Source organism: Desulfovirgula thermocuniculi DSM 16036 (genome assembly GCF_000429345.1).
Taxonomy (GTDB): domain Bacteria; phylum Bacillota; class Desulfotomaculia; order Desulfotomaculales; family Desulfovirgulaceae; genus Desulfovirgula; species Desulfovirgula thermocuniculi.
The window spans coordinates 12,497-35,360 of sequence record NZ_AUBR01000036.1 but is presented as its reverse complement, the minus strand read 5'-3'; the positions used below and the strand labels follow the sequence as shown (position 1 = coordinate 35,360).

Below are 22,864 nucleotides of genomic sequence, written 5' to 3'. Positions count from 1 at the left end.
GGTAGCTTACCTTTCTTTGCAACTAAGCTTTCTGATACAATAGGGAAGAGAAGCAATTAACGGACAACTTTCTTCTACGGCCGAGGGTTTTTCCCGAGGCCTTTCTTTTTCTTAGTTGAGTTGCAACCTCATCCACTCCCTCACCGCTTCGAGCAAACCCTTAACTGGGCCGCGGTAGAGGAAAACGACCCTTCTGCGCACCCCCTCACCCCCTCCCTATCGTCCTCCGGCCGCAGGGCGAAACCCCCGCACGCTTTCGAAGTGGCCCAAGTGACGTGGCCGCCGCCGTGGAGGGCGCCTTTGGCCTCGGTGCACGAGCCGACGCCGCTCCTCCCGAGCGGTCTGAAATGCTCGCAGTACCCACACTTGAAGAGTTCCACTACTTTCCCTCCCGGAAATTTTTTCTGGCGGGGGAGGCGGGACTCGAACCCGCGTTGCCGGATTTGGAGTCCGGAGTTCTGGCCGCTGAACTACTCCCCCGTGCGTGGCGGAGGACGGGGGACTCGAACCCCCGGGGCGGTTTCCTGGCCGCCTACCCGCTTAGCAGGCGGGTGCCTTTGCCGCTCGGCCATCCCTCCGCGGTGCGTTCAGGGAATGGCGGAGGGGGCGGGATTCGAACCCGCGGGACCAACTGGTGGCCTAGCGGCTTTCGAGGCCGCCGCCTTAGTCCACTCGGCCACCCCTCCGCGCCCACCGCGGGATCCGTGCCCGCGGCCTCAACTCCACCCAACCCGGGATGTCTGAGGTTACGGCCACTATGTCCCCGCACGGTAGCCTTCTGAGGCCGTACTTGTCCATGATGGCTCTAACCACCCCGGTGGCGACCGTTGCTGTACGGGAGTACGTTGTGACCTTTGCCCTAGCTTGGACGAAGTTGCATGCCGCGGCTAAATCGTTGGGGTTGGGGAAGGGGAGTACTTTGGTCAACATACCACCTTGGTTTGTGACTTGGGATCGTGTATTAACAGGTCTTCCATTTTTACTCCGAGTAGTTTAGCTAGGGTGGCTAAGTGGTGGATTTTCATCTGGTGTTTCCCAGATTCTATGTAGTGGTACCCCACTTGGCTCTTAAAACCTAGGAGCCGGGCAAGTTCTTTCTGGGTTAGTCCTTTCTGTTTTCGGAGGAACTTTATTTTGGCGAGATCCACTTGCACGGTTTCACCCCCGCCCTTCGTATACTGGGCGAGTATTCCGAGGCTATTATAATATACAACATCGGTATATGTCAACATCGAATATTCGTTTTTGGAAAAAGAGATTTCATACCCGGCTTTTTTGGGATATAATTATACCAAAACGGTATCTTCAAGGAGGGAAAGGTAAATATGCCAACTTTTGGTGAAAGGTTGCGCGCTGCGAGGTTGAGGAAGGGACTCAAACAAAAAGATTTGGCTTCCATGCTAAATATTTCTCAGGCTACTATTGCTCGCTATGAAAATAACCAACATGAACCCGATATCGAGATGCTAAAGAGACTTTCCACCGCGTTGGGGGTGTCCGTTGATTACCTCCTGGGTCAGACGGAAGATATTCCGACCGGGAATCTAGAACAAAAGAAAAATGCGGATCGAGAGGAAGTGAAACCTTCCAAGCCAAACCGCCTCACCGTCGCCGAACTCCTCCAGCGCTTCGCCGACCGCGACCCCGAGACCCTGACGGTGGAGGAGGCGCTGGACATGGTGCTCCGCTCCGACCACGTGATGTTCGACGGCGTGCCCGTGGGCCACGAACTCGACGAGGACGTACTGCTCGACATCCGCGACGCGATGGTCTACTTCCTGAAGTTCCTCCTCAAGCAGAGCAGGCTGACCGCAAAAAAAGCTCCCCTCTGGGCGGAGGAGGTGGTGGTTCCGCGCCGTCGGGGAGCTGAGCGCCTGGCCGGGTAGGGTTTTTTATTTTTTTTGTCGAATTTCGTCGCAATTTTCCGGGCGTTCGCCCCTTCCCTCCCTGCCGGGTTTCTGCTATACTGGGGCTTGTCCGGCAACGTACATACGTTCGCTGTATGGGGGTATCCGCGTGCTCTTGGATTTTGTGTCAGGCAGGGTTGAGGAGGTCATCCGCAGGTACGGCCTGCTTTCTCCGGCCGACCTCGCCCGCGAGGTGGGCGTGGTGTCGGTAAAATTGCCCCTCCGCTCAGCTCACGGCATCTCGTTCTCCGTGGATGGGAAGAGGGTGGTGTTCGTCGACGCCTCCCTGCCTCCCGCCAGGCAGGATGGCGTGCTCGTGCACGAGGTCGGCCACCAGGTGCTCCACCCCGGGGAGGTCAGGTTCCACCTGCGGCGGTTCCACCGGGGCGTCTCGTGGAAGCGCGAGGCCGAGGTGAACCTCTTCGCCTTGCTGTACCTCCTCGCCTGGAACCGGGAGTTGTTCGAGGCGTGCGGCTACAACCTTTACGCCTTCGCGGAGGCCCACGGCGTGCCCCTGGGGGCCGCCGAGTACCTCGCCAGGGCGGCCCGCCTCAGGGGCCCGGGCTTCCTACGGGAACTGGGGGTGGAGGTGCCCGGGTATGAGGGGGATGTGGCATGTTCATGATAGAAAAAAGGATCCGGATTGCCCGGATCCTTCTCGTTTGCCGCCCGCCCGGGCGGGGCGCGGGGGCGTGCAGGTGACCCCGCGCGCCTTCGCATTTCCGGTATCTTGTTTTTCGAACCGGTTGCTGGCGGAACCGATCCCCCCTCCCCGCCGAGAGTTTGCTAACGGTTTGCTAACGGATTGCTAACGAACTATCTTGGACTAACCCGAAAATAGGCGATCTAACCGGACTAACTAGACAGACATTTTCTGGCAGAGATCCCGCCCGGCCCTTGATATTCCTGGGTTTCTGCCGATCATCCGGCTAGAATCGCACTCTAGAGGTCGGGGGTTCGAGTCCCCTTGCCTCCACCAGGAAAATCAAGGGCTCCGGGAGATGGCAAGGTTTCCCGGAGCCCGGTTTTTTATTTTCTCGTGCTGTCCCTGGGCCAGCCACTCCTGGGCCTCTTTGCGCGTCTGGAAGTAGCGGGTAAGGCGCTTCAGCCTACCCGTGGCAGGGTCATAGCCAATTCTGGCCTTGGCCTCCCAGCAGCCGTCTTTGCGCTTGTAAATGGTACCTTCGCCATGCCCCCTCTTGGCCACGCCGGTTCCCTCCTACTGGGATGCCACTTTAAAAGGCCTGACCGGCACCTGGATGTACCGCTCTCCGGGTACGGACACCGCTTTCTTTAGCCTTTCCATCTCCATGACCACTTCACCGTCAAAGTAAGTCTCCCCGCACTGGCGGCAAATATGGGCTGGTACGCCTTCGATGATTACCAGTCGGCCCTGCCAACGCCTCTCCACGTCCACCTTCCCGGGAGTTACCTCTCCGCCACAGGAAGGGCATTTACTTTTGTCTGCCATCTTTTCCCCTCCTTGTTCTTTCGTTTAGCCACTTCGGTTCTGTTGGGCGGTAGGCGGTGATGATTACCGCCCGCCCTTCATTGTCCACGGCGCAGACTATGTGCAGGGCAGTTCCGTCCCGCGCCTTGCCCAAGATTAAGCAACTCTCTCCCCGTGCGTTCTCCGGGTAATGCTCTATTACTTCACCGGCACAAATGGCGGTCAAGACGTCCTCCACTTCAATTCCCCGGCTATCGCAGCGCTTGATTGCGTGGTAGGACATGCGCCACTTGCCTTCTCTGATGCACCGCTTTATTTTCTCCAGCATTTACGCCTTATTCTCCCCTTTGTCAGGCACGTATACCAGCAGGTCACCGGGCTGGCAGTTAAGGGCTTTGCAAAGGGCATCAATGGTTTCCAAGCTAACACCCTTCGCTTTCCCGTGGTATATTGCTGCTACGGTATCCCACGCCAGGCCCGTACTTCTTGCCACATCCGCAATTTTAAGCCTCCGCTTGCCCATTATCTCATGCAGCACCCACACAACCAAGGAACATCCCTCCTTGTGTTTAGATTATACCAAACTTGCTCCCGAAAAACAAGAAAGTTTTTCATAAAAACCTGTTGACGCTCCAGAATGGCTTTGCTATAACCAAGATAGGACCAGGGAAAATTACTAGGAGTTGGGCAACATGCTTTAAAAGCTCATTAAACAAACCCAAAGCAAGCCCGTGGAGTTGGAGGAAACCCTCAAGGCCCTGGAGGCCGCCAGGCAAAAGCTGGTGCAGCTCAACGAAGCAAAGCAGGTGTGGGAGGCACAAATCACGCAGGAAGTGGCCCCAGATCGCCAAACGAAAGCCGTATCCTTAGAAAATGACATTATCCAGTTATGGGGTACAGTCAAAGGACGAACAACTTATAAAGCCATTTTTGGGCAAGAAGTAACCTTGCCGGAAATAACCGCCAAATATGTTACCATTGTACAAAGAAGAGCTTCTCAATAATCATCAATCTAGCCCCACGGCTCCGGCCATTTTAGCCCCCTTTGCCAAAACCTGCAACCGCATTTCCGGTGTCGGGCCGGTGGTTTTGCCCGTTTCGGGGGTAGGGATTTCGGATACCCTCTACTTTTTGTTAGGTCGCTGCCCTCCTTTTAGCCTTTCGGCCCTTTCGCAGGTCGGGGGGCCTAACGTCTGGCCATAACTCCACTCGGCTTCTCGCCCTATCCCCACCAGCTTGAGCAGTTCCAGGGCGGCCCGCCAGCGTGCTTACTCCGATGCTGGCCAGCTCTTCGCCGTCCCGTTTCTAGATCCACACGAGGCACATTCCTTTCCGGTACCACCGAAACAAATCCAGGGCATAGCAACTTTCCACCACGAGGCACTCATTTTTTCGGCTAACCCCCCCCGAAAATGGTCAGGGTTAGGGTTGTTTTACTCTTTGTATTCCTTAACGCCACCAGGAAAATCAGGGGCTCCGGGAGATGGCAAGGTTTCCCGGAGCCCGGTTTTTTATTTTCTCGTGCTGTACCTGGTCCAGCCACTCCTGGGCCTCTTTGCGCGTCTGGAAGTAGCGGGTAAGGCGCTTCAGCCTACCCGTGGCAGGGTCATAGCCAATGCTGGCCTTGGCCTCCCAGCAGCCGTCTTTGCGCTTGTAGATGGTGCCCTCGCCATGCCCCCTCTTGGCCACGTTCTCCCTCCTTCACTCCAGCATCCTGCGGAACTCCTCCACGGTAACCTCGTGGAGGGGCACCGTCAACACGTTCGGATTGCCCTGCTTCACCAGGCTGACGTGGCTGCCCTTCTGCCTGGCCACCCGCCACCCGGCCTTCACGAAAGCCCTTATCGCCTCTTCCCCGGAGCACATCAGCAGGCGGGCCACCTACACCGCCACCTCCACCTCGGCCACCTCGTGGTACAGCGGGAGCCCCAGCTCTTTCCGCGTCTCCAGACTCAGAGCTATGGCCTCCTTAATGTTGGCCAGGGCCTCCTCCCTGGTGCGCCCCTGGCTCATGCACCCGGGCAGGGCCGGGCACTCGGCTATGATGTAGCCGTCCTCTCCTTGCGTGAGCGTGACCAAAAACTTCATCTTGCGTCCTCCTCCCTTCAGTTCTGCCACTCCTACCGCCGCCTGCAAGCCACCCCTGCGTGGCGGGTAAACCCTCTCACCCTTATCCCGCCAACCCCCGCCTTCTGGAGCCTCCTCGTGTGTTGGCATGATGGCGCTTTCGATAAGCCTGCCGGTATTTCCGCTTACGGTAAAGGCGTAGCACCACAACCCCAGGTTTAGTTTGCCGTTTTCAGTATCCGGCGGATCTCTTTTAAGGTCAAGCCCCTCTGTGGGGCAATATCGATAATCGTCCGGCCCATGCGCAACTCGGACTGAAGGTCACCCTTGCTCATGCCAAGGACACGGGCCAGCACATCGAGGCGCTTCACTAAATAAGGGCCTTTGCGGGGGGCAACCCCGGCAGGGCTTGCGGGCTCGTTACTCCCTGTGGCCAAGCTCCCTAGAAGACTTTCGGCAAGGATCGAGGACGGTTTTCCTTTAATTGCATCAAAATGTCCCGGGAGGCCCCTTCCGGCAATCACGAAAACAGCCAAGAACAACACTACCGCAACCAGGATTACTTTTCTCAAGAGCACTCCCTCCCCTGTATGGGCCTCAAAGCTATTGTAACCAATTTTTGTTACAATTCCATGGAAAAGAAAACAAAAATCCGCAAAGGCTACGCGAGACCCGGCTTATTTTTGTTGCAGGAAAATTAAGAGACCGTGCAGAACACTCTTCAGGAAATTTTTCCTTAGGAGGGCTTTACCGCTTGAGCAAGCTCCCCCGCCTCACCAATATATACAGCAAGGTGAAGGAGGATAACGGCGGCCGGGATTACACGCTGTTAGCCATTGAGGCCACCTCTCCTTTTACCTACCAGCTGGGCAGGCCGGACCCCATGCGCTACCAAGTTAAAGTAACCGGGCTGGCCAATATGTATACCGGGCCCCTGGCGGTACAGGACGGTATCCTCAGGGAAGTAACCATTACCGTAAAACCGGAGGAAAGCCAGGTGCTTTTTGAGGTATGGCTGGAGGCCCCCGCCGAAGCGACGGTGTCCTTTACCGAAGGGCTGCCGTCGCGGCTGACGCTCCTCTTAAGCCGCTCGCCCCTGAAAGACTTTTACTGCGGCAAGCGCGTGGTCCTGGACCCGGGCCACGGGGGAGCGGACGGGGGCCACCGGGGGCCGGTCAACCTGTGGGAGAAGGACGTGGTGTGGAAAACGGCACAGGAATTTTCCCGCCAGCTGCGGCGCCTCGGGGCCGAGGTTATCCTTACCCGCGCGGAGGGGGAAAACCCGCCCTGGGAGGAAAGGGCTGGAAAAGGAGAGGGGGCCGACCTCTTTATCAGCCTCCACACCCACGGTGAAGGGGATCGGAAAGTGCGGGGGGCAGCCGTGCTATACCCGCCGGGCTCACGGGAAATGGAAATCCTGGCCCGCGCGGTACTGGAAAGGATCGTTTCCAAAACAAAGGTGCCCGGGCGGGGGATTTTTCCCGCGGCGGAACTCGGAAAGGTGAAAGGGTGCCCCGCCCTGGCCATTGAAACGGTCACCATAACCAACTGGGTGGATGAGGGGATCCTGCGCAACCCTTATTTCCATCGCAAGCTTGCCCTGGCCGTCCTGGCCGGCTTCTTCTGCACTTACGGGGAAAAGAGGGGTAAGTAGGCCATGTTTGCCGGCATCATCCCTGTGCGCACCCACATCATTACCGAGGAGGACGACATAGTGGAAGTGGCCTGCCGTTATACAAGCGGCATCGCCGGGCCGGGGGACGTCATTGCCCTGGCCGAAAGTGTGGTGGCCATTTCCCAGGGAAGGGCCATCCTGCCGGAAAGAGTCAGGCCGGGGATCCTGGCCCGCATCCTCTGCCGCTTTCCCAATAAATCGGGAAGCCTGGCCACGCCTGCCGCCATGCAGCTGGCCCTCAAGGAGGTGGGAACGCTGAGGGTCTTGGCCGGCTGTGCAGCCGCAGCGGCGGGAAAGCTCCTGGGAAAGAAAGGCTGGTTTTACATTGTGGCCGGCCGCGAGCTGGCCTTAATTGACGATATTGCCGGCACCATGTACCCGTACGAACGCCACATCATCCTGGGTCCCAAAGACCCGCAAAAGGTGGCAGAGGCCATCAAGGAGGCCACCGGGGCAGAGGCGGTCATTGCCGACGTTAACGATCTCGGCTGCGTGGACATTTTGGCCCTCACCAGGAAAGAATACTACCAGGCCGTAAAAGAAGCCTTAAGGGGAAATCCCTTTGGCAATGAAGATGAGCAAACCCCCATTGTCATCTTAAAAAAATTTGCGGAGGTGGCATAAAAAGATGACCGCTTACTGGCCGCAGAAAGGCCCCGCCAATACCGAGCAAACCGTTGCCCTGGCCCTGAAAAGGGCCCAGGAACTAGGCATCGAGCACATAGTGGTGGCTTCCTGCAGCGGTGAAACGGCCAAAAAGCTGGTGGGGAAGGTGCCCCACCTGGTCTGCGTCACCCACCACGTGGGCTTTGCCGGGCCGGGGGTGGACGAGATGCCCCCGGAGGTGAGGGAAGAGCTGGCCTCCCGGGGGGTCAAGCTCCTCACCACCACCCATCTCATGGGGGGGCTGGACCGCGGCGTGCGCAATAAATTCGGGGGCGTGTACCCGGCAGAAATCATTGCCCAGACGCTGCGCATGCTCGGGCAGGGCCTCAAGGTTTGCGTGGAGATTGCCGTCATGGCTCTGGATGCCGGCCTCATACCCTTTGGCCGGGAGGTAATTGCCGTCGGCGGCTCCTCAAAGGGCGCCGATACGGCTGCCGTCATCCTCCCCGCCCATTCGCATCATTTCTTTGACACCAAAATAAAGGAGATCATTTGCAAGCCCAGGGAGTTTTAGTGGCGGCCTTTTTTGCCCAATTATGCCGTCACAATTAACCCTGAAAGGAGGAAAATAGCCTACCCTTAAAGAATAATTATTATGTGTATACTTCTGGATGGGGAGGATGTTCATGGGCAAAAAAATAACCGTCACGGTCATTAAAGCAGATGTAGGCGGCTGCGTGGGTCACTCCAGCATTCACCCTGCCCTTCTGGAAAAGGCCGAGGGTATGCTCAAAGGTAGTCCCTTGCTCATAGACTCTTACGTCACCCACGTGGGAGACGACCTGAACCTCATCATGACCCACGAGCTGGGGCGCAATAACGGGGAAATTCACCAGCTGGCCTGGGACACCTTCGTGGCCTGCACGGAAGTGGCCAAGAAGCTCAAGCTTTACGGGGCAGGGCAGGACCTCCTGGCCGACGCCTTCTCCGGCAACATTAAAGGCCTGGGCCCCGGCGTGGCCGAAATGGAATTCGAGGAGCGCAAGAGCGAGCCCATCATCGTCTTCATGGCCGATAAAACGGAGCCGGGGGCGTTTAACCTGCCCCTGTACAAGATCTTTGCCGACCCCTTCAACACTGCCGGGCTGGTCATCGACCCCAGCATGCACGACGGCTTCCTTTTTGAAGTAAGGGATCTCATTGAAAATACGCGGGTCACCTTCTCCGCCCCCGAGGAAATTTATGACATGCTGGTTTTCATCGGGGCGCCCGGGCGGTACTGCATTAAGCGCGTCTTCCACAAGCAGACGGGCGAGATTGCCGCCGTCACCAGCACCCAGCGCCTGAACCTCATGGCCGGCCGCTACGTCGGCAAAGACGACCCGGTATGCATCGTGCGCTGCCAGAGCGGCATGCCCGCCGTAGGTGAGGTGCTGGAGCCCTTTACCAAGCCCCACCTGGTCAGCGGCTGGATGCGCGGTTCGCACAGCGGCCCCCTGATGCCCGTGAGCGTGCAGCAGGCCACTCCCTCCCGCTTTGACGGGCCGCCGCGGGTGGTGGCGCTGGGCTTCCAGCTGGCCGAAGGCAAGCTCATCGGACCGCAGGACTTCTTTGCCGATCCGGCCTTCGATTCCGCCCGCCGCATTGCCAACGAGATAGCCAGTTACATGCGAAGCATGGGTCCCTTTGAGCCCCACCGCCTGCACCTGGACGAAATGGAGTACACTACCATGCCGCAGGTGATGAAGAAGCTAAAGAACCGCTTTGAAAAGCTGGACAAAATCCGCCAGTCGACCAGCTAAAAAGGGGGGAGAAATCCCCCCTTTTAGCTGTACAGGATTTTTTCCTCATCCAGGTTAGAGAGGCCCGCCTCCTCAAAGGTGGCCATCTCGTTGATGAGGCGGCAGGCCGCTTCCACCAGGTGCATGGCCAGGGCCGCGCCCGTTCCCTCACCCAAGCGCATGTTGAGGTATATCATGGGGCTCAGGCCCAGGTGCTCCAGCATGAGGCGGTGGCCCTGCTCCTCGGAGAGGTGGCTGGCAATCATGAACTCCCTGGTAAGCGGCTGCAGGGCCGCCGCCACCATGGCCGCGGCGGTGGTGATGAAGCCGTCCAAAATCACCGGCACCCGCCGCGCCGCCGCCCCCAGGATCACCCCCACCAGGCCGGCAATTTCCAGGCCACCCACCTTGGCCAGCACGTCCAGGGGGTCGGCGGGGTCCGGCCTGTTCACCTCCAGGGCCCTCTTCACCACCTCCACCTTGCGCCGCAACACCTCGTCGTTGACATAGGTCCCCCTGCCGGTAATTTCCTCCGGCGTAAAGCCGCCCAGCACGGCGGCAATGGCGCTCGAGGGGGTGGTGTTGCCGATGCCCATGTCCCCCAGGCCCACCAGGGTGGCGCCCCGCGCGATTTCCTCCTGCACCACCTCTATGCCCACTTCCACGGCCCTAACGGCCTCCTCGCGACTCATGGCCGGGCCGCGGGCAATGTTCCCCGCGCCGGGGCGAACCTTGCGCGGGAGCACCCCCGGGCAGTCCACCGGCACCGCCACCCCGACGTCCACCACCACCAGCCTGGCCCCGGCCAGCCTGCCCAGCACCCCTATGCCGGCTACGCCCTTCACAAAGGCGGGCAGGATCTGGTGGGTGATCTCCTGGGGCGCAGCGCTGACTCCTTCGGCCACCACCCCGTGGTCCCCGGCCATAAGGATGACGGCCTTTGCCCCCACGGTGGGGCGCGGGTTGCCGGTTATCCCGGCCACGCGCACGGCCAGCTCCTCCAGGCGCCCCAGGCTGCCCGGGGGGATGATGAAGCTGCTCCAGCGCCTTCGGGCCTCGGCCATGGGTTCCTCGTAAAGGCCCCGGATCTCCGCCAGCGTTTTGGCCAAAAGCAAGGCTACCTACCTCCCTCTCGCGAAATTAAAAAGCCCACAGCTTTGCCAGCCGTGGACTTTGCCATCATCCAGCGGTGATACCGGCAGGCAGGTCTCCTGGCTCCGGTTCACAGCCGCCCTCCCGCCTTCCCAGCCAAAGCGGCCAGTGGCCCTCTTGGGAGGTGGCTCCCCGTTACAGTGGCGGGTCCGCTCAGGATTTGCACCTGATTCCCTATTCTCCCCCGGCGGTTTCTCCCGGGGACACCTGCCGGCTTTTCTATATTGGGCTTTTAAAAAACAATTCTACGGAAAGCGGCTTTTTCCTGCTGCGTGCAGGCCGCCGGGAAAATTACTTTGCCGGACGGTCAAAGAAAATGTTCTTGCTCGTGGCCGCCAGGGGAATGCCCACCGCAATGGCCCCCTGTACCAGGCCCATTTGGCGGGCCACTGTGCCCACGCGGTACATAATGCGGTTGTCCACGTTCAAGAGGCTGGCCATCTTGGCCGCCGACCCCAGGGCAATGCCCACGTCTAAAAGACGCCACGCGCAAAGCGGGCCGGGAAACTCGGGCCCCTCGCGGAGCTGTACCTCTTCGCAGCGGCCGTAGCCGCAGGCCCCGCAGTTGAGCCCCAGGGGCTTATTTTCCGTCAGGTAAATGAGCACCACCGCCGCCGACTGGCGCACGTTTGCGGCGTCCCGGTCAAAGTTGGCCTTGCCGCGCTCCCTCCCGAAGCGCTCCATTTCGTCGGCCAGCTTCCCCAGCTCTTCGCCGGAGACGATCTTGATGCCCACGTAGTCCTGGCCCAGCCCTTTGGGCGCGGTCTTGGCCGCCAAGGCCATCAGCTGGGCAGCCACCAGCACGGCTTCCTGCAGCAAGCCTACCAAGCCTCCCCTTAGTAAGGTTAGTAAGGTATGATCTCCATTAAGCCGTCCTTTCCCAGGCGCGCCTTAAACGGGCCGCTCTCCTGCGTTACCACGTAGCGACTCTCGCCCACCTGCAGCACCGCCCCGGGAAAGGCCCTCCCCACCCGGATGGTCCCGGCAGGACCCACCCTCACCACCGGAGGGGAACCCAGGGTGCTGCCGAGTTCCTCAATTTCTGCTTTCTCCTCGCAGAAGATTTCTCCTCCTTTAAAGGACCCCTTAATGACCACTCCCTGGTAGGCGTTGATGACCGTGTTTACGCACCCGCGCCTGGTCACAAAAACGCTCCCCGAGCTCAGGATGGTCGAGGCAAGGGTAAAGGGTACGGTGACGTTGGCCGGGTTTGCCGCCCCTTCCTGCAGGAGGTTGACCGCCTCCTCCACTTCGCGCATGAGCTCCGCAAAGCTCTTAGCCGTCAAGGGGTTCAGGCCCACCAAGCAGTTTAAAGACTGCCTGACGCGGAGAATTTCCGGCGGCGCATCAGGCCCGGCAGCGGCAATTTGCTGCTGGGCCGCCTTTACCAGAGGGCGCAGGTTTTTAAACTTCGTATCCATGAGGGCCAAGAGAATCCTCCCAAAACCCAGCTGGGCAATATTTTTATCTTCCGCATGCTCTTTTATTTGCGCCAGGGCCTGAACCATGCGATGCAGGCTTGTCTTTATGTCGCCGAGCAAAAAGGCGAGCTTTTTGGCCCCCGGGAAAGTAACGCCGGCGCGTATTTTGCTGGCGATGACCCCGCCGTGCACGGTCAGGTGGCCCCCGCTGGTCACCGTGGCCCGGGTTACCATGCCGCTAATTTCCACCTTGCCCGTAGCCTGTACTTCCATGGTTTCACACACATTACCAAAAATTTTTACATCGCCCTTGAAGCGGATATTACCGCTTTTCATGCACACATCGCCGCGGAAAACCAGCACGGGGTCCACGTGAAATATGTAGGTATCCTTCACCCTTTTGTACCATGGCCGCCCGCCTACCAGAGCCACCACCTGGGTGCCGTTTTCGCGCAGCTCAACGTTTCTTCCTGCCCGCAGCTCCAGCACCCTGGGCGCCGGAGGCAGAAGCTCCTCGCCGGTTACTGTTCTCCCGGGTACGCCGGGCCGGGCCGGGTGCTTGACCGCCAGCAGGGTCTGGGCCTCTACGGAAACAATGTTGCTGGTTTCCCGGAAGTCCACCCGTTCCCTTTCTTCCAGCTCCTCTTTTGGGGGCGGAGCCGCCTCAAACAGGACTTCCAGACGCTCGTCCTCGCCCGGCTGGGGCGGGTCGCCCTCGGCCACCAGGACGGGCTGGAAGGTTGGGGCGGAGGCAAAGGAAGCCACTGCCTCCTCCCGGATGCCGTAGACCACTCCCGCCTCCTGCAGCGCCCGGCGTACCTCCTCCGGGTCCAGGCGCTCAATCCCTTCCGGGGCAATAATATAGGCCTTTAACTTGTCCTCGCTGATGATTACCTTCAGTTCACCGGGGCGCGCGGTGTTATCGCTCATCTTCGCCAAACACCCTCCGGGGAAAAGGCGCCGGAAAGAAAATTTTTTCTTTAAAAAGTATATTCGTCCGCCCGCCTTAAAACCTTACACGGCACCTTGCCGGGAGGATTTTGCCCCCACCGGGGAGAATTAAACTACACAAGCTGACACGGGGAGGGTGCGCACATGTATTACCCTGGGGAGATCCGGTCTCCCGGGCTGGAGCTGATGCTCATTCTGATGCGCGTGGCCATCATCATCGGCGCCTTTTTCCTGGTGGCCGGAGTGGGCCTGGTGCTGAACATACCCGTGGTCATCTCCGGCACGGTGGCGGGGCTCATCGCGTTTACTCTTTTCACCGGCGGCCTCTTTGAGGTCATCACCTATCGCTGCCCCTCCTGCGGGCAGGCCATCCGGACCATCAGGGGATACGGCTCTTACCGCTGCTCGCGCTGCGGCAAGGAAAGCTACATCGAGGGCTTCTAGAGAAAATGAGGCCGCGTGCTAAACCGGCGGCCTCATTTTCTTTCCAGGCTTACAGGTCGGCTTCCCTGGGTATGGGAAACCCTTCCTCACCGTTAGCCTGCCTGTCCCCGGGCAGGGTGCTCACGTTCATCAGGTCGTACCACAGGCAGTAGCCCAGCACCCCTTCCAGAGCCCAGAAGATGCCCATGGCCCTTATGAATGGGTGGCGGGCCAGCAGGGCCAGAGCGGCCCCGCCAACAACGCGGGCCAAGCGGTCCACCGGCCCCACATTTTGCTTTAACAACATGGCCCCATTTCACCTCGTTTTTAGCCTGCACCACACCTTCAACCTCTATGCGGAGCATATTAATTAACGTACCCCAAGATCGAAGCTAACCCTGCCGGCAGCCCTGGAGTTTCACAAGCGTTATTCTAACCTCGGATCTGGTAATTGGGAAGCTACCATTCCGTAGGTAGCCGCCATTCTTGATTTACGTTATTTTTGCCATTGGCCCATCTATTGAGTGTCATCTTCTTCTGCCAAAATTTTTAGAAACACCTCTACCACCCGCGGATCAAAATGCTTTCCCGCCTCTTCCTTAAGAAAAGCGCGCACTTTCTCCGGCGGTCAGGCCGGCCGGTAGGGGCGGTCCGAACTCAAGGCATCCCACACGTCCACCACGGCAAAGATGCGCGCCGCCAGCGGGATCTGCTCACCTTTTAGTCCCCGCGGGTAACCCGTGCCGTCCCACTTTTCGTGGTGGCAGTAAGGGATATCCAGCGCCGGACGCAGGTAGGCAATGGGGGAGAGCATTTCGTAGGCGTACTGCGGGTGCCGGCGCATGATCTCCCACTCCTCCGGAGTAAGCGGACCGGGCTTGAGCAGGATGCTGTCGGGAACACCCAACTTCCCGATGTCGTGCAGGAGGGCTCCCCTGCGGACGTGCACCAGCTCCTCTTCCTTCATTCCCAGCGCCCGGGCCAGGCGCAGGGTCATCTCCGTGACGCGCTGGCTGTGACCTTCGGTTTCTTTGTCCCGCAGGTCGAGAGCGCGCGCCCAGCCCTCGATGGTGGCGTCGTAGGCCAGGACCAGCTCCAGGTGGGAGCGCTGCAGCCGGTCAAGCAGAGCAACGTTATCAATGGCAATGGCTGCCTGCCCGGCCAGCGTCTCCAGAAACTGCAGCCACTCCCCGTCGGGGTCGACGGGCGAGCGATGGCAAACTTCCAGCACGCCCTGGATCTGCCCCTTGGCTACAAGGGGTACCGCGTAATAGGCGACGAAACCTTCGTCCGCCAGGAGCGGAGCCTGAACGGGGTCGCGCTCGGCTTCAGGCAGGAAAGGAATGTGCATGGTGCGGCGCTCAAGGGCGGCGCGACCGGCGTAGCCCTCGCCCAAGCGCAAGCGGAGGCGCTTGATAGCTTCCGTGCGAAAACCGCGCCAGGCGGCGTATTCCAGTATCAGGGTTTGCGGGTTGAAGAGCAGGATGGCCGCAGCATCCATGCCCAGCTGGGCAGTTATCTCGTCCAGCGCCACGCTAAAGGTAATGCGCAGGTCAAAGCTACCCGTAATGGCCAGGTCGATGTTTCGCAGAGCCTGCACGAGCTTCAGGCGGCGCCGCGTCTCCTCAAAGAGGCGGGCGTTGGTAATGGCCTGAGCGGCCTGATCCGCCAGGCCCTGTAGCAGCGCCAGCTCTTCGGCGGTAAATTGGCGCACTTCGCCTGTTGTGACGAGGGCCAGAACGCCGATGAGTTGCCCGTCCCGCTGCATCCTTATGCTGACACCGGTGCAAAGGTTGTAATCAGCGCACAAACTGGCCACCTGCCGGTCCGGAATAGTTCGGAGATCCGCAATCACAACGACCGGGTCCCCCTGCCGGACGTACGCTTCGGAAAGGGATCGCGGGAGCGGCTTCAGCCGCTCGGCCAGTTCCGGCGGCAAACCCGCGCCGGCGGCCAGGTTGAGCACGTCGCGCTGGTCGTCGTACAGCATCACGGCAGCCATGGGAACATGGAGCGCGGCGCGAGCTTCTTCGCAAACCACCTTCAGCACGCGGTCCAGGTCGAGCTGGGCATTGAGGCGGGAGGCAACGCGCAGCAGCGCCTCGGCGCGGGCGGCCTGGCGGCGTATTTCCTCCTCCATTTGCTTGCGCTCGGTGACGTCGCGGACGATGCCTTGCAACAGCCCGTTGTCCAGCATTCTGGCGGTGATCTCGACCGGTACGAGGGAACCATCCTTTCTCCTCAGCCGCCGTTCGATGAGAACGGGTTTCCAGGAACGCAACTCATCGAAGCGAATGGCCTGGGCGGCCAAGTCGTCCGGGGGAATCAAATCCTGAATGCTGAGTTGCAGCATTTCGTCTCGCGTGTAGCCGAGCAGGGCGCAACCGCGGGGGTTGACGTCCACAAGGTGCCCCTCTGCGTCGGCCAGGAAGATACCATCGGGGGCCTGCTCCACCAAAGTGCGATACTTCGCCTCGCTTTCGTGCAACGCAATTCGGGCGCGCAGGGTCTGAATACCGAACGCGAGGTTGTCTGCCAAACTGTGCAGCAACCCGATTTCGTCCGGCGCAAAAGCATCCGGTTCCGCGGCGTAAATGTTGAGTGCACCGAACGTCTGGCCTCCGGCGATGAGCGGCAGAGCAATAGACGAGGCATAACCGCGCCGCGTAGCCTCCTCGCGCCAAGGAGCGTAAGTGGGATCGGTCAGCATGTTCCTAACAACCACCGGCTGGCCGGTACGTATGGCCGTACCGGTTGGCCCGCGTCCGTGCTCCGAATCGTCCCAAGTGATGGTGACTGTTTCGAGATAACCTTCTTCAAATCCGGCCCGCGCCACCGGGCGCACCGTTTTGGTCGGATCACCCTCAGCAAAGCCCACCCAGGCCAGCCGGTACCCGCCTTCCTCCACCACCAGGCGGCAAATCTCCTGCAATAACGCGGTTTCATCCGTCGCCCGCATAACCGCTTCGTTGCACCTGCCGAGCACTTTGAGGGCGCGGGTTACCTTGCGGCGTTCCTCTTCCACCTGCATTCTCTTGATGACCGTTTCAAGCAGGTAGGCTGCCGTCTCCAAAAGGGCGATTTCCGTGCCGGTCCATGCCCGCGGCTGGGACACGGCCACGGCAAGCCCGCCGGTCCGACCCTCCTGTTGCAGGGAAACGGCGATGGAAGCCCGAATACCCAGGCGCTCCATTACGCCTGCCAGGGGTGCCAGCTCGGGATGGATTTTTCCGATTTCTTGCCAGTCGGGAACGGCCTGAACCCGGGGAATGCTCAGGCCATAACTGGCTGCCACTTTCCCAATCTCCACCGCCTCTTGGGGCAAGCCACAAGTTACTTTATAGGGGTGAAGCCAGATGGTTCCCATTTCCAAGCCCAGCGCCTGGAGCACGCGGTCAAGGGTGCTTTCCAAAAGCGCGCGGAGTTCCGTGGGGTCTTCTGCGCCATTGCCAGCCACTACAGTTGGGACCTCGAAAGCCCATGCTCTCACATCCTTAGATGAACCTTTACGGGTGGGATGCCGGGTCAAAGTGACCGCCTCAATAAGAGGAATACTTCGCAAAGCAAAGATATCAGGGTACCCCCCCCCCCCCCCCGTAGCAATATCTTCCATTTCATTTTGCGGTATCTGCAAAAATGCCTCCACCACCCGAGGATCGAACTGTCGGCCTGCCCACCGTTTTAATTCCTCCCTAGCTTTCTGCGGGGTAAGTGCCTGTCTGTAAGGCCTGGCAGAAGTCATGGCATCATAAGCATCAGCCACGCGGATAATGCGCGCTAGAAGCGGGATCTCCTCCCCGGAGAGGCCATTTGGATAACCTCCGCCCCCGTAATCTTCGTGGTGGTGCCTCACGGCGGCAATGACCTCTTCAGGAAACCGGGCCGGTTCCAGGATCCTGGCTCCCACTTCAGGGTGAGCCTGCATTTCCTTCCTTTCTTCCGGGGTCAGGGGCCCCGGCTTAAGAAGAATGTCTTCGCTTACGCCAATTTTGCCCAAGTCGTGCAAAAGCCCGGCGAGATATACCCGCTCCTGCTCTTCAGCTCCGAGCCCCAGTATGCGGGCGCAGGAGCGCGCCCACCTGGCTACCCGAATGGAATGACCACGCGTGTACACGTCCTTGGCTTCCAGGGCCGCTGCCAGCGCCTGCACGGTGCTTAAGTAGTACTCCCGCAGGGAGGAGTAAAGGCGTGCGTTCTCCAGCGCCAGCCCGGTCTGGCTTGCGATGGTCGCCAGGTAGCTGATTTCTTCGTCACTCCAGCGCCGCGGCACGGGAGAGTAGATCTTCAATGTGCCCAGAATCTTTCCGCCCGCTTTTACCGGCACCACAGCTAAGGCCCGCATTTCAAGTGCGTAGTAGGGCAGATGCCGGCCGGATTCTTCTGAGGCCAGGTCCTCCACTACCACGGCTTCCCCTCTCTGCAATACCTCGCCCAGCAAATTACCCTCCGGCCGCACACGGGCAACCTTTTGTTGCAGTTCCGGGCTCATGCCCAGGCTGGCCTTTAGCAACAGTTCGCCGGTATTTTCGTCGAGCACCCGCAGGGCACACCACTGCACTCCCAGGACGTCCCTTACGCTTGCCAGAGCCGACTCTAGCACCAGGTCCACGTCCAGGTGGCTCGCCAACACCTGCCCAACCTTAATAAGCCGTTCGAGCATCGCCGCCCTTTCTTGGACCTTCCGGAAAAGCCGGGCATTTTCCAGCGCCAGCCCTAACACGGTGCCCAGGGTGGTCAGGAAGGTGGATTCCCCTTTAGTGAAGTGTTGGCCCCCAGGCTTCCCCGCCAATGTAAGTACCCCTGTTACCTTACCACCAATGGTGAGAGGCACCGCGACCGCCGGCCGCTTTTCTTCGGGGTTGCTTTCTTCAGGACGGCTGTCAAAGTGCGCGGCGGTAGCTTCCCGCTCAACGGCAGCTATTATATCCCCCGCAGGAATGACCCTCAGCTTACCGTGCGGTTCCAGGGTCGCCGCTACCTCAGGATTTGCTGTCCCCGGCTCCGCCTCGCCCAGCATGATTACCGACCCGCTGGTGGCACCGGTCAGTTCCAGCGCCGCCTGCAGCCCCCGCCGGGCAGCTTCGGTTACCTTTAAGCTGGCAGAAACAGTTTTGCTGAACTCAAAGAGGGTGCTGAGTTCGTTGACCTTTTCCTGCAGTTCCTGCCGGGTATAGAGCAGCTGGGCCACGGTTTCCGTTACCGAGTGCATCATCTCCATAGCAGCCCACAGACGCTCTCTGGGCCATACCGGCACCGCCCTGGCTGCCGCCCGGAGTTCCTCCCCATCCATGCCGGTTTCCCGGGCCAGCCGCGCCACTACTTCTTCCGCCACGGGCTGCAGCGCTACGCTGCCGCCCATCAGCACCGCCACCGTTTCCCCCGCCACCTGGAGGGGTACTGCCAAGTGGACCAGCCCGGCATGGCAATTGTGAAGGATTGCTCTTCCCGCGTCCACGGCAGCCGCGGCGGAGGCCACGCGCGATGCCGCGCACCTGGCCTTACCCTCCGGATTGGCAAGGACAAGAGCACAGAAAGGGCACATGTTTGACATCCTGGTGAGCGGGCTACCGTCAGGGGTGGTTACCAGGGCCGCCAGCCCCAGGGCCCGGCTCATATCCTCCTGCAGCTTCTGCAGGCCTATTTTCTTGAGTTCCTCATGGTAATCCATCAATTTTCTTCCTTCCACAGTAAAGGTTCACCGTCCGCACAGCTGTCATTCGTCCCAGGGGAGTCTTTGTCCGTATACATCCTGGCATCCGCTACGCTTAGCAAGGCGTCTATGTTCTCGCCATCTGCCGGATACCGGGCCATCCCCAGCGAAACGCTTAAAGGGACTTCCGCGCCGACAAAGGTTACTGGCTTCAGGTGCTCGCGGATTCTCGACCGGAGGGTTTCCTGCCGGGGCCCTTTGCCCGGGAAGAGAATGACGAACTCATCGCCCCCGTAGCGGGCTACCACATCGCCCTTCCCGCACGCTTTTCTGGAGGGCCTGCGCTGCCTGCCTGAGCGCCTCGTCGCCGCACCGGTGGCCATAGGTGTCGTTAATTCTTCTCATGCCGTCCAGGTCCAGCACAGCAACTGCCGGGCCGGCTCTGCCCCTCCGCGCTTCTTCCAGGACGCGCTCCGCTTCGGCAAAAAACGCCCGCCGGTTGTACAGTTCCCAACTATGACCACTCCTTCGAATGTTTAGGTTGGTCTTGACTAGACAACCACCAGCCTTAGTTATACCATTTATCGACGAATCTCGCTCATATTTTTTCTACCACCCTCAGTGAGATCCTCCCAAAAAAGAAAAAATCGCTTCCTAACTGTGTCCATGCGTTCCGGAATCGGCTCCCAGTCGGTGGTACTCCACGATTACGATGAACATTTTGCTGCGTTAGGTCTCTCTCGATGCAGTAAGCCCCCCGAGGCAAAATTGCTCGTTGCACGAACCCCCTCGTCCTGGTATTTACACTCACCTCCAAATGTGATACCATAGTGGTATGAAGAAGGAAACCTGGAAGTCAACCGGAACGGCAGTCTACAACATCAACTACCACTTCGTATGGTCAACGAAGTACCGCCGAAAAGTATTGCTCCCGCCGGTGGACGAAACCCTGAAAGAGGCAATTGCTGCCCTGTGCAGGGAGCACGGCTACGAATTGCTGACCCTGGAGGTCATGCCCGACTACGTTCACGCGTTTCTCTCCGCTCCCCCAAAAGTGGCCCCGGCGGTAATCGCCAAGGTGTTAAAAGGTTCCACGGCCCGGACGCTCTTCGCGAAGCACCCGGAACTCAGAAAGAAGCTGTGGGGCGGCCACCTGTGGAACCCGAGCTACTACGTGGGCACGGCGGGGCAGGTCTCCAGCGACACCATCAGGCGGTACATCGAGGCCCAGAAGGTGAGCGAAGGTGAAGAAGATTCTCCTGACGGCTAAGCTCAAACTGGTCCCTTCGCCCGAGCAGAGGGAATGGCTGTGGGAGATAAGCCGCTGTGCCACCAAGCTGTGCAACCTGGCCCTGGAGCAGCGCCGCTGGCACTGGCTGCGGTGCAGGAGAACTTCAACTCCTTTTTCGGGCGGCTGAGAAGCCAGCGCAGGAACGGCCAGGGGGGGCAGGTACGCGAAAAGTACCGACGAGCGCTATAGCACCCAGCGGTGCAGCCGCTACGGGTACCGGCAAAAGTCGACCCTTTGGTGTAGGTTTACCGCTGCCCGAAGTGTGGGCTCGTAATGGGACGCGATGAGAACTTGCTGTGGAACCTGTTGAACAAAACCCTTGCCGAGTTGGCCCGGCCGCCGGTGAAGCCTTCCGGCTTCACCGCGTGTGCCGTGTACTGCCGCACCCCGTGGGGAAGGTGGTACACGGAAACCTCCAGGGCGCATAACACGGCCCTGGTTTCCGGAGCTTAACCGCTCCCGGATGTCCCCCAATTCATTGGGGGTTATTTTCACTGATTTATGCTTAAACGGGGGATTTACTTTGCGCCGCAAGTTATTGCCCATTATGCCCGGCGCGGTCACCGGTAACGGCCGCATGCTGGCTCTTCTAAAGGAAACAGGCGAGGTCTACCGTCTCTTCTGGCCGGCAATTGACCAGGCGCAGCACCTGGGCCAGCTCTGGGTGGGGGTGCGGGAAACCGCCCCTGTACCAGGGGAAGTGTCCTGGTTCCACGAACCGAGCTGGTACGGGAACCAGCGCTACCTGGAAGATACGGCTGTGGTGCTCACCAGCCGCCGCCACGAAGAAGCGGGCCTGGCAGTGGAACATACGGACTTCGTTTTATTTGACACCGACGTGCTGGTGCGTTACTTTCGCCTGACCAACTCTTCTTCCCGGAGCCGCACCTTTCACCTGGTGGTTTACTGCACCTTCCTCATTGACGAATCGGCCCTCTACGATACCATTTACCTGGAATTTTCCCGCCGGGCCCTCATCCAGTTCCGGCGCGATACTTTCCTGGCCCTCTGCGCTCCCGGCCTGCCCCTGGCGGGCTACCACACCGGGCGGCGCGACACTTTTGGTGACCCCCTGTCCCCCGCCGTCCAGGGCCACTTTTACGGCCAATCATCCACCCTGCGCGCCGGCGCGGGAGCGTTGGCCTGGGAGCTGGGAGAAGTCCCGCCGGGGGAAAGCCGCGATTTTACCCTCTACCTGGCCGCAGCAAATAGCGAGGCTGCCGTTTTAAAGCTGCTTGCGGAGGCAGGGCGCCGGTCGGGCCCCAAATGGCTGGAGGCGACCGCCGCGCGGTGGAAGGCGTGGCTGGGATCCGCCCCCGGCGAGCCGGCGGTGCGCCGCTCCCTGGTCGTCTTAAAGCTCCTCACCAACCGCGACACGGGGGCCAGCATTGCCGCGCCGGAATTCGATCCCTTTTACCTGCAGTGCGGGGGTTACGGCTACTGCTGGCCGCGGGACGGCACGTACGCCGCCCTGGCCTTCGACCAGTGCGGCTACCACGAGGAGGCCCGCGCCTTTTACCTCTTTGCCGTCCGGGTGCAAAACAAAGACGGCAGCTGGCAGCAGAGGTACTTCACATCCGGCTCCTGGGCCCCCACCTGGGGCCAGCAAATCGACCAGGTGGGCACCGTCCTCTGGGGCTACTACAACCACTACCGCCTTACCGGGGACCGGAGCTTCCTTGCGCAGGTCTGGCCGTCGGTTCTCGCGGGGGCAGCATACCTGCTGGGCAACCTGTCACCGGAAAACGGCCTGCCCGGGGCCAGCCTGGACCTCTGGGAAGACAATTTTGTGCAGAGCACCTATGCCGCCGCCGCCACCTGCGGAGGCCTGACGGGGGCGGCCAAATTGGCCCGGGAGATGGGCGAAACCGCCAGGAGCGAGGCCTGGGAGCAGGCGGCACAGAAAATCAAGAGCGCCATCCCGGCCTACCTCTGGGATCCCCGGCGCCAGTGTTTTTTGCGGGGAATCAACCGCCAGGTGGGCCATCACGACTACCAGCGGGCTAAAGAAGAAGGGGTGCACGCCTGGACGGACCGCGACCCCCTGGGCATTTACACCACCTACTGGGTGGCCCGGGACCCGCGCCTCGATGCTGCCGCCCTGGGACTGGTGTTCCCCTTTGGCGTGCTGGATCCTCTCGACCCCCTCGTGGAAAACACCCTCAAGCGCCTCGAAGAAGCGCTCACCAGCCCCGCGGTGGGCGGCCTGTACCGTTACGAGGGCGACGGCTACGCCGGGGGAAACCCCTGGGTGGTCACCACCCTCTGGCTGGGCATCGTGCGGGCCCTGCGGGGCGAAAGGGAGGCCGCCGCAGCATTGTACCGCTGGGCGCTGCATAACGCCAGCCCCACCGGCCTCCTGCCCGAACAGGTGCACAGGGAAAGGGGCGGCCCGGCCTGGGTGCTGCCCCTCGGGTGGTCCCACGCCATGCTGGTGCTCCTCGACCTGGCCCTGAAGGGCAAGCTGGTTCTTTAAGGAGGGCGGCGCAA

28 protein-coding genes, 3 tRNA genes and 1 riboswitch are annotated in these 22,864 nt (G+C 60.3%); of the genes, 12 read left to right on the top strand and 19 right to left on the bottom strand.

Annotation, left to right across the window (positions count from 1 at the left end; all coding sequences use genetic code 11):
• Window positions 1-405: 405 nt before the first annotated feature.
• The 4 genes from G454_RS0109400 to G454_RS0109380 form a co-directional block, all read right to left on the bottom strand.
• Window positions 406-480: transfer RNA gene (locus G454_RS0109400), tRNA-Trp, on the bottom strand.
• 5 nt (window positions 481-485) lie between these two features.
• Window positions 486-578, bottom strand: a tRNA-Ser gene (locus G454_RS0109395).
• A gap of 17 nt (window positions 579-595) precedes the next feature.
• Window positions 596-686: transfer RNA gene (locus tag G454_RS0109390), tRNA-Ser, on the bottom strand.
• Window positions 687-923: 237 nt separating this feature from the next.
• On the bottom strand, window positions 924-1,232 hold the full coding sequence (locus G454_RS0109380) for a helix-turn-helix domain-containing protein (RefSeq protein ID WP_084413404.1): 309 nt from the start codon (window positions 1,230-1,232) through the stop codon (window positions 924-926).
• A gap of 93 nt (window positions 1,233-1,325) precedes the next feature.
• Here G454_RS0109380 and G454_RS20390 point away from each other — a divergent pair, with 93 nt between their 5' ends.
• Window positions 1,326-1,886, top strand: coding sequence for a helix-turn-helix domain-containing protein (locus tag G454_RS20390; RefSeq protein WP_051276145.1), 561 nt, complete (start codon window positions 1,326-1,328; stop codon window positions 1,884-1,886).
• A gap of 130 nt (window positions 1,887-2,016) precedes the next feature.
• Window positions 2,017-2,532 carry an ImmA/IrrE family metallo-endopeptidase gene (locus G454_RS0109370; RefSeq protein WP_027718428.1) on the top strand — a complete coding sequence of 172 codons (516 nt, stop codon included), beginning with the start codon at window positions 2,017-2,019 and terminating at the stop codon, window positions 2,530-2,532.
• Between the two features lie 360 nt (window positions 2,533-2,892).
• Here the strand turns inward: G454_RS0109370 and G454_RS0109365 are convergent, their stop codons facing one another.
• From G454_RS0109365 to G454_RS0109350, 4 genes are read right to left on the bottom strand one after another with little or no spacing between them, the layout of a single operon-like run.
• Complete coding sequence (locus G454_RS0109365; protein ID WP_027718427.1) at window positions 2,893-3,114, bottom strand: Arm DNA-binding domain-containing protein; 222 nt, start codon at window positions 3,112-3,114, stop codon at window positions 2,893-2,895.
• 12 nt (window positions 3,115-3,126) lie between these two features.
• The gene (locus G454_RS18495) at window positions 3,127-3,378 is read right to left on the bottom strand and encodes a type II toxin-antitoxin system MqsA family antitoxin (protein WP_035107540.1); all 252 of its coding nucleotides are present in this window, start codon (window positions 3,376-3,378) and stop codon (window positions 3,127-3,129) included.
• Entirely contained in the window at window positions 3,362-3,685 is a 324-nt protein-coding gene (locus G454_RS0109355) for a DUF4258 domain-containing protein (RefSeq protein WP_027718426.1), read from the bottom strand. Before G454_RS0109355 ends, G454_RS18495 begins: the two co-directional genes overlap by 17 nt.
• Entirely contained in the window at window positions 3,686-3,901 is a 216-nt protein-coding gene (locus tag G454_RS0109350) for a helix-turn-helix domain-containing protein (RefSeq protein ID WP_245574364.1), read from the bottom strand.
• 193 nt (window positions 3,902-4,094) lie between these two features.
• Here G454_RS0109350 and G454_RS0109345 point away from each other — a divergent pair, with 193 nt between their 5' ends.
• Window positions 4,095-4,361 (top strand): hypothetical protein, encoded by a 267-nt coding sequence (locus G454_RS0109345; RefSeq protein ID WP_027718424.1) that lies wholly within the window; start codon window positions 4,095-4,097, stop codon window positions 4,359-4,361.
• Between the two features lie 463 nt (window positions 4,362-4,824).
• Here the strand turns inward: G454_RS0109345 and G454_RS0109340 are convergent, their stop codons facing one another.
• From G454_RS0109340 to G454_RS0109325, 4 genes are all read right to left on the bottom strand, one after another.
• On the bottom strand, window positions 4,825-5,046 hold the full coding sequence (locus G454_RS0109340) for an Arm DNA-binding domain-containing protein (protein WP_027718423.1): 222 nt from the start codon (window positions 5,044-5,046) through the stop codon (window positions 4,825-4,827).
• Window positions 5,047-5,058: 12 nt separating this feature from the next.
• Window positions 5,059-5,238 (bottom strand): type II toxin-antitoxin system HicA family toxin, encoded by a 180-nt coding sequence (locus G454_RS18490; protein WP_035107539.1) that lies wholly within the window; start codon window positions 5,236-5,238, stop codon window positions 5,059-5,061.
• Window positions 5,239-5,445, bottom strand: coding sequence for a type II toxin-antitoxin system HicB family antitoxin (locus G454_RS0109330; RefSeq protein ID WP_027718422.1), 207 nt, complete (start codon window positions 5,443-5,445; stop codon window positions 5,239-5,241). It abuts the gene before it with no gap.
• Window positions 5,446-5,642: 197 nt separating this feature from the next.
• A complete protein-coding gene (locus G454_RS0109325; RefSeq protein WP_027718421.1) occupies window positions 5,643-5,996 on the bottom strand; it encodes a hypothetical protein in 354 nt (117 codons plus the stop codon).
• A gap of 182 nt (window positions 5,997-6,178) precedes the next feature.
• On the opposite strand from G454_RS0109325, the gene G454_RS0109320 reads away from it, so the two are divergent.
• The 4 genes from G454_RS0109320 (at window position 6,179) to fbp (ending at window position 9,507) form a co-directional block, all read left to right on the top strand.
• A complete protein-coding gene (locus G454_RS0109320) occupies window positions 6,179-7,078 on the top strand; it encodes an N-acetylmuramoyl-L-alanine amidase (protein WP_027718420.1) in 900 nt (299 codons plus the stop codon).
• A 3-nt stretch (window positions 7,079-7,081) separates the two neighbouring features.
• On the top strand, window positions 7,082-7,723 hold the full coding sequence (locus G454_RS0109315) for a coenzyme F420-0:L-glutamate ligase (protein WP_027718419.1): 642 nt from the start codon (window positions 7,082-7,084) through the stop codon (window positions 7,721-7,723).
• Window positions 7,724-7,727: 4 nt separating this feature from the next.
• Window positions 7,728-8,279, top strand: a complete 552-nt coding sequence (locus G454_RS0109310) for a pyruvate kinase alpha/beta domain-containing protein (RefSeq protein WP_027718418.1) — start codon at window positions 7,728-7,730, stop codon at window positions 8,277-8,279.
• 112 nt (window positions 8,280-8,391) lie between these two features.
• Complete coding sequence (gene fbp, locus G454_RS0109305; protein ID WP_027718417.1) at window positions 8,392-9,507, top strand: fructose-1,6-bisphosphate aldolase/phosphatase; 1,116 nt, start codon at window positions 8,392-8,394, stop codon at window positions 9,505-9,507.
• Window positions 9,508-9,530: 23 nt separating this feature from the next.
• On the opposite strand, the gene cobT is transcribed toward fbp, so the two are convergent.
• The 3 genes from cobT to G454_RS0109290 all read right to left on the bottom strand — a co-directional run bounded on the left by cobT (window position 9,531) and on the right by G454_RS0109290 (window position 12,989).
• Window positions 9,531-10,601 carry a nicotinate-nucleotide--dimethylbenzimidazole phosphoribosyltransferase gene (cobT, locus tag G454_RS0109300; protein WP_027718416.1) on the bottom strand — a complete coding sequence of 357 codons (1,071 nt, stop codon included), beginning with the start codon at window positions 10,599-10,601 and terminating at the stop codon, window positions 9,531-9,533.
• A gap of 69 nt (window positions 10,602-10,670) precedes the next feature.
• Window positions 10,671-10,864: riboswitch (cobalamin riboswitch) on the bottom strand.
• Between the two features lie 65 nt (window positions 10,865-10,929).
• Window positions 10,930-11,421 (bottom strand): ferredoxin domain-containing protein, encoded by a 492-nt coding sequence (locus G454_RS0109295; RefSeq protein ID WP_035107545.1) that lies wholly within the window; start codon window positions 11,419-11,421, stop codon window positions 10,930-10,932.
• Between the two features lie 62 nt (window positions 11,422-11,483).
• Window positions 11,484-12,989 carry a flagellar assembly protein A gene (locus G454_RS0109290; protein WP_027718414.1) on the bottom strand — a complete coding sequence of 502 codons (1,506 nt, stop codon included), beginning with the start codon at window positions 12,987-12,989 and terminating at the stop codon, window positions 11,484-11,486.
• A 165-nt stretch (window positions 12,990-13,154) separates the two neighbouring features.
• Here G454_RS0109290 and G454_RS0109285 point away from each other — a divergent pair, with 165 nt between their 5' ends.
• Window positions 13,155-13,454 (top strand): TFIIB-type zinc ribbon-containing protein, encoded by a 300-nt coding sequence (locus tag G454_RS0109285; RefSeq protein WP_027718413.1) that lies wholly within the window; start codon window positions 13,155-13,157, stop codon window positions 13,452-13,454.
• Window positions 13,455-13,503: 49 nt separating this feature from the next.
• Here G454_RS0109285 and G454_RS0109280 read toward each other — a convergent pair whose 3' ends face one another.
• From G454_RS0109280 to G454_RS22705, 4 genes are all read right to left on the bottom strand, one after another.
• Window positions 13,504-13,740 (bottom strand): YgaP family membrane protein, encoded by a 237-nt coding sequence (locus G454_RS0109280; protein WP_027718412.1) that lies wholly within the window; start codon window positions 13,738-13,740, stop codon window positions 13,504-13,506.
• A gap of 321 nt (window positions 13,741-14,061) precedes the next feature.
• A complete protein-coding gene (locus G454_RS22065) occupies window positions 14,062-19,101 on the bottom strand; it encodes a GAF domain-containing protein (RefSeq protein WP_211230024.1) in 5,040 nt (1,679 codons plus the stop codon).
• Entirely contained in the window at window positions 19,101-19,466 is a 366-nt protein-coding gene (locus tag G454_RS21425; RefSeq protein WP_084413400.1) for a GGDEF domain-containing protein, read from the bottom strand. Before G454_RS21425 ends, G454_RS22065 begins: the two co-directional genes overlap by 1 nt.
• Complete coding sequence (locus tag G454_RS22705; protein ID WP_342669553.1) at window positions 19,366-19,590, bottom strand: diguanylate cyclase; 225 nt, start codon at window positions 19,588-19,590, stop codon at window positions 19,366-19,368. The genes G454_RS21425 and G454_RS22705 overlap by 101 nt, the downstream gene beginning before the upstream one ends.
• Before the next feature lie 328 nt (window positions 19,591-19,918).
• Between G454_RS22705 and tnpA the strand changes: the two genes are divergently transcribed.
• The 4 genes from tnpA (at window position 19,919) to G454_RS18475 (ending at window position 22,850) form a co-directional block, all read left to right on the top strand.
• The gene (tnpA, locus tag G454_RS0109260) at window positions 19,919-20,353 is read left to right on the top strand and encodes an IS200/IS605 family transposase (RefSeq protein ID WP_027718409.1); all 435 of its coding nucleotides are present in this window, start codon (window positions 19,919-19,921) and stop codon (window positions 20,351-20,353) included.
• Window positions 20,328-20,501 (top strand): hypothetical protein, encoded by a 174-nt coding sequence (locus G454_RS21420; protein WP_156896721.1) that lies wholly within the window; start codon window positions 20,328-20,330, stop codon window positions 20,499-20,501. The genes tnpA and G454_RS21420 overlap by 26 nt, the downstream gene beginning before the upstream one ends.
• Window positions 20,502-20,647: 146 nt before the next feature.
• The gene (locus tag G454_RS0109250) at window positions 20,648-20,827 is read left to right on the top strand and encodes a hypothetical protein (RefSeq protein WP_027718408.1); all 180 of its coding nucleotides are present in this window, start codon (window positions 20,648-20,650) and stop codon (window positions 20,825-20,827) included.
• A 70-nt stretch (window positions 20,828-20,897) separates the two neighbouring features.
• Entirely contained in the window at window positions 20,898-22,850 is a 1,953-nt protein-coding gene (locus G454_RS18475; protein ID WP_051276143.1) for a glycoside hydrolase family 15 protein, read from the top strand.
• Window positions 22,851-22,864 lie beyond the last annotated feature (14 nt).

Coding starts and splice junctions, on each gene's coding strand:
- G454_RS0109310 (WP_027718418.1), top strand. CDS start 7,728: ATGACCGCTTACTGGCCGCAGAAAGGCCCCGCCAATACCGAGCAAACC.
- tnpA (WP_027718409.1), top strand. CDS start 19,919: ATGAAGAAGGAAACCTGGAAGTCAACCGGAACGGCAGTCTACAACATC.
- G454_RS0109330 (WP_027718422.1), bottom strand. CDS start 5,445: ATGAAGTTTTTGGTCACGCTCACGCAAGGAGAGGACGGCTACATCATA.
- G454_RS0109315 (WP_027718419.1), top strand. CDS start 7,082: ATGTTTGCCGGCATCATCCCTGTGCGCACCCACATCATTACCGAGGAG.
- G454_RS18495 (WP_035107540.1), bottom strand. CDS start 3,378: ATGGCAGACAAAAGTAAATGCCCTTCCTGTGGCGGAGAGGTAACTCCC.
- fbp (WP_027718417.1), top strand. CDS start 8,392: ATGGGCAAAAAAATAACCGTCACGGTCATTAAAGCAGATGTAGGCGGC.
- G454_RS0109295 (WP_035107545.1), bottom strand. CDS start 11,421: ATGGCCTTGGCGGCCAAGACCGCGCCCAAAGGGCTGGGCCAGGACTAC.
- G454_RS20390 (WP_051276145.1), top strand. CDS start 1,326: ATGCCAACTTTTGGTGAAAGGTTGCGCGCTGCGAGGTTGAGGAAGGGA.
- G454_RS21425 (WP_084413400.1), bottom strand. CDS start 19,466: ATGGCCACCGGTGCGGCGACGAGGCGCTCAGGCAGGCAGCGCAGGCCC.
- G454_RS0109380 (WP_084413404.1), bottom strand. CDS start 1,232: ATGTTGACATATACCGATGTTGTATATTATAATAGCCTCGGAATACTC.
- G454_RS0109250 (WP_027718408.1), top strand. CDS start 20,648: ATGGGACGCGATGAGAACTTGCTGTGGAACCTGTTGAACAAAACCCTT.
- G454_RS0109280 (WP_027718412.1), bottom strand. CDS start 13,740: ATGTTGTTAAAGCAAAATGTGGGGCCGGTGGACCGCTTGGCCCGCGTT.
- G454_RS0109355 (WP_027718426.1), bottom strand. CDS start 3,685: ATGCTGGAGAAAATAAAGCGGTGCATCAGAGAAGGCAAGTGGCGCATG.
- G454_RS22065 (WP_211230024.1), bottom strand. CDS start 19,101: ATGGATTACCATGAGGAACTCAAGAAAATAGGCCTGCAGAAGCTGCAG.
- G454_RS0109285 (WP_027718413.1), top strand. CDS start 13,155: ATGTATTACCCTGGGGAGATCCGGTCTCCCGGGCTGGAGCTGATGCTC.
- G454_RS0109290 (WP_027718414.1), bottom strand. CDS start 12,989: ATGAGCGATAACACCGCGCGCCCCGGTGAACTGAAGGTAATCATCAGC.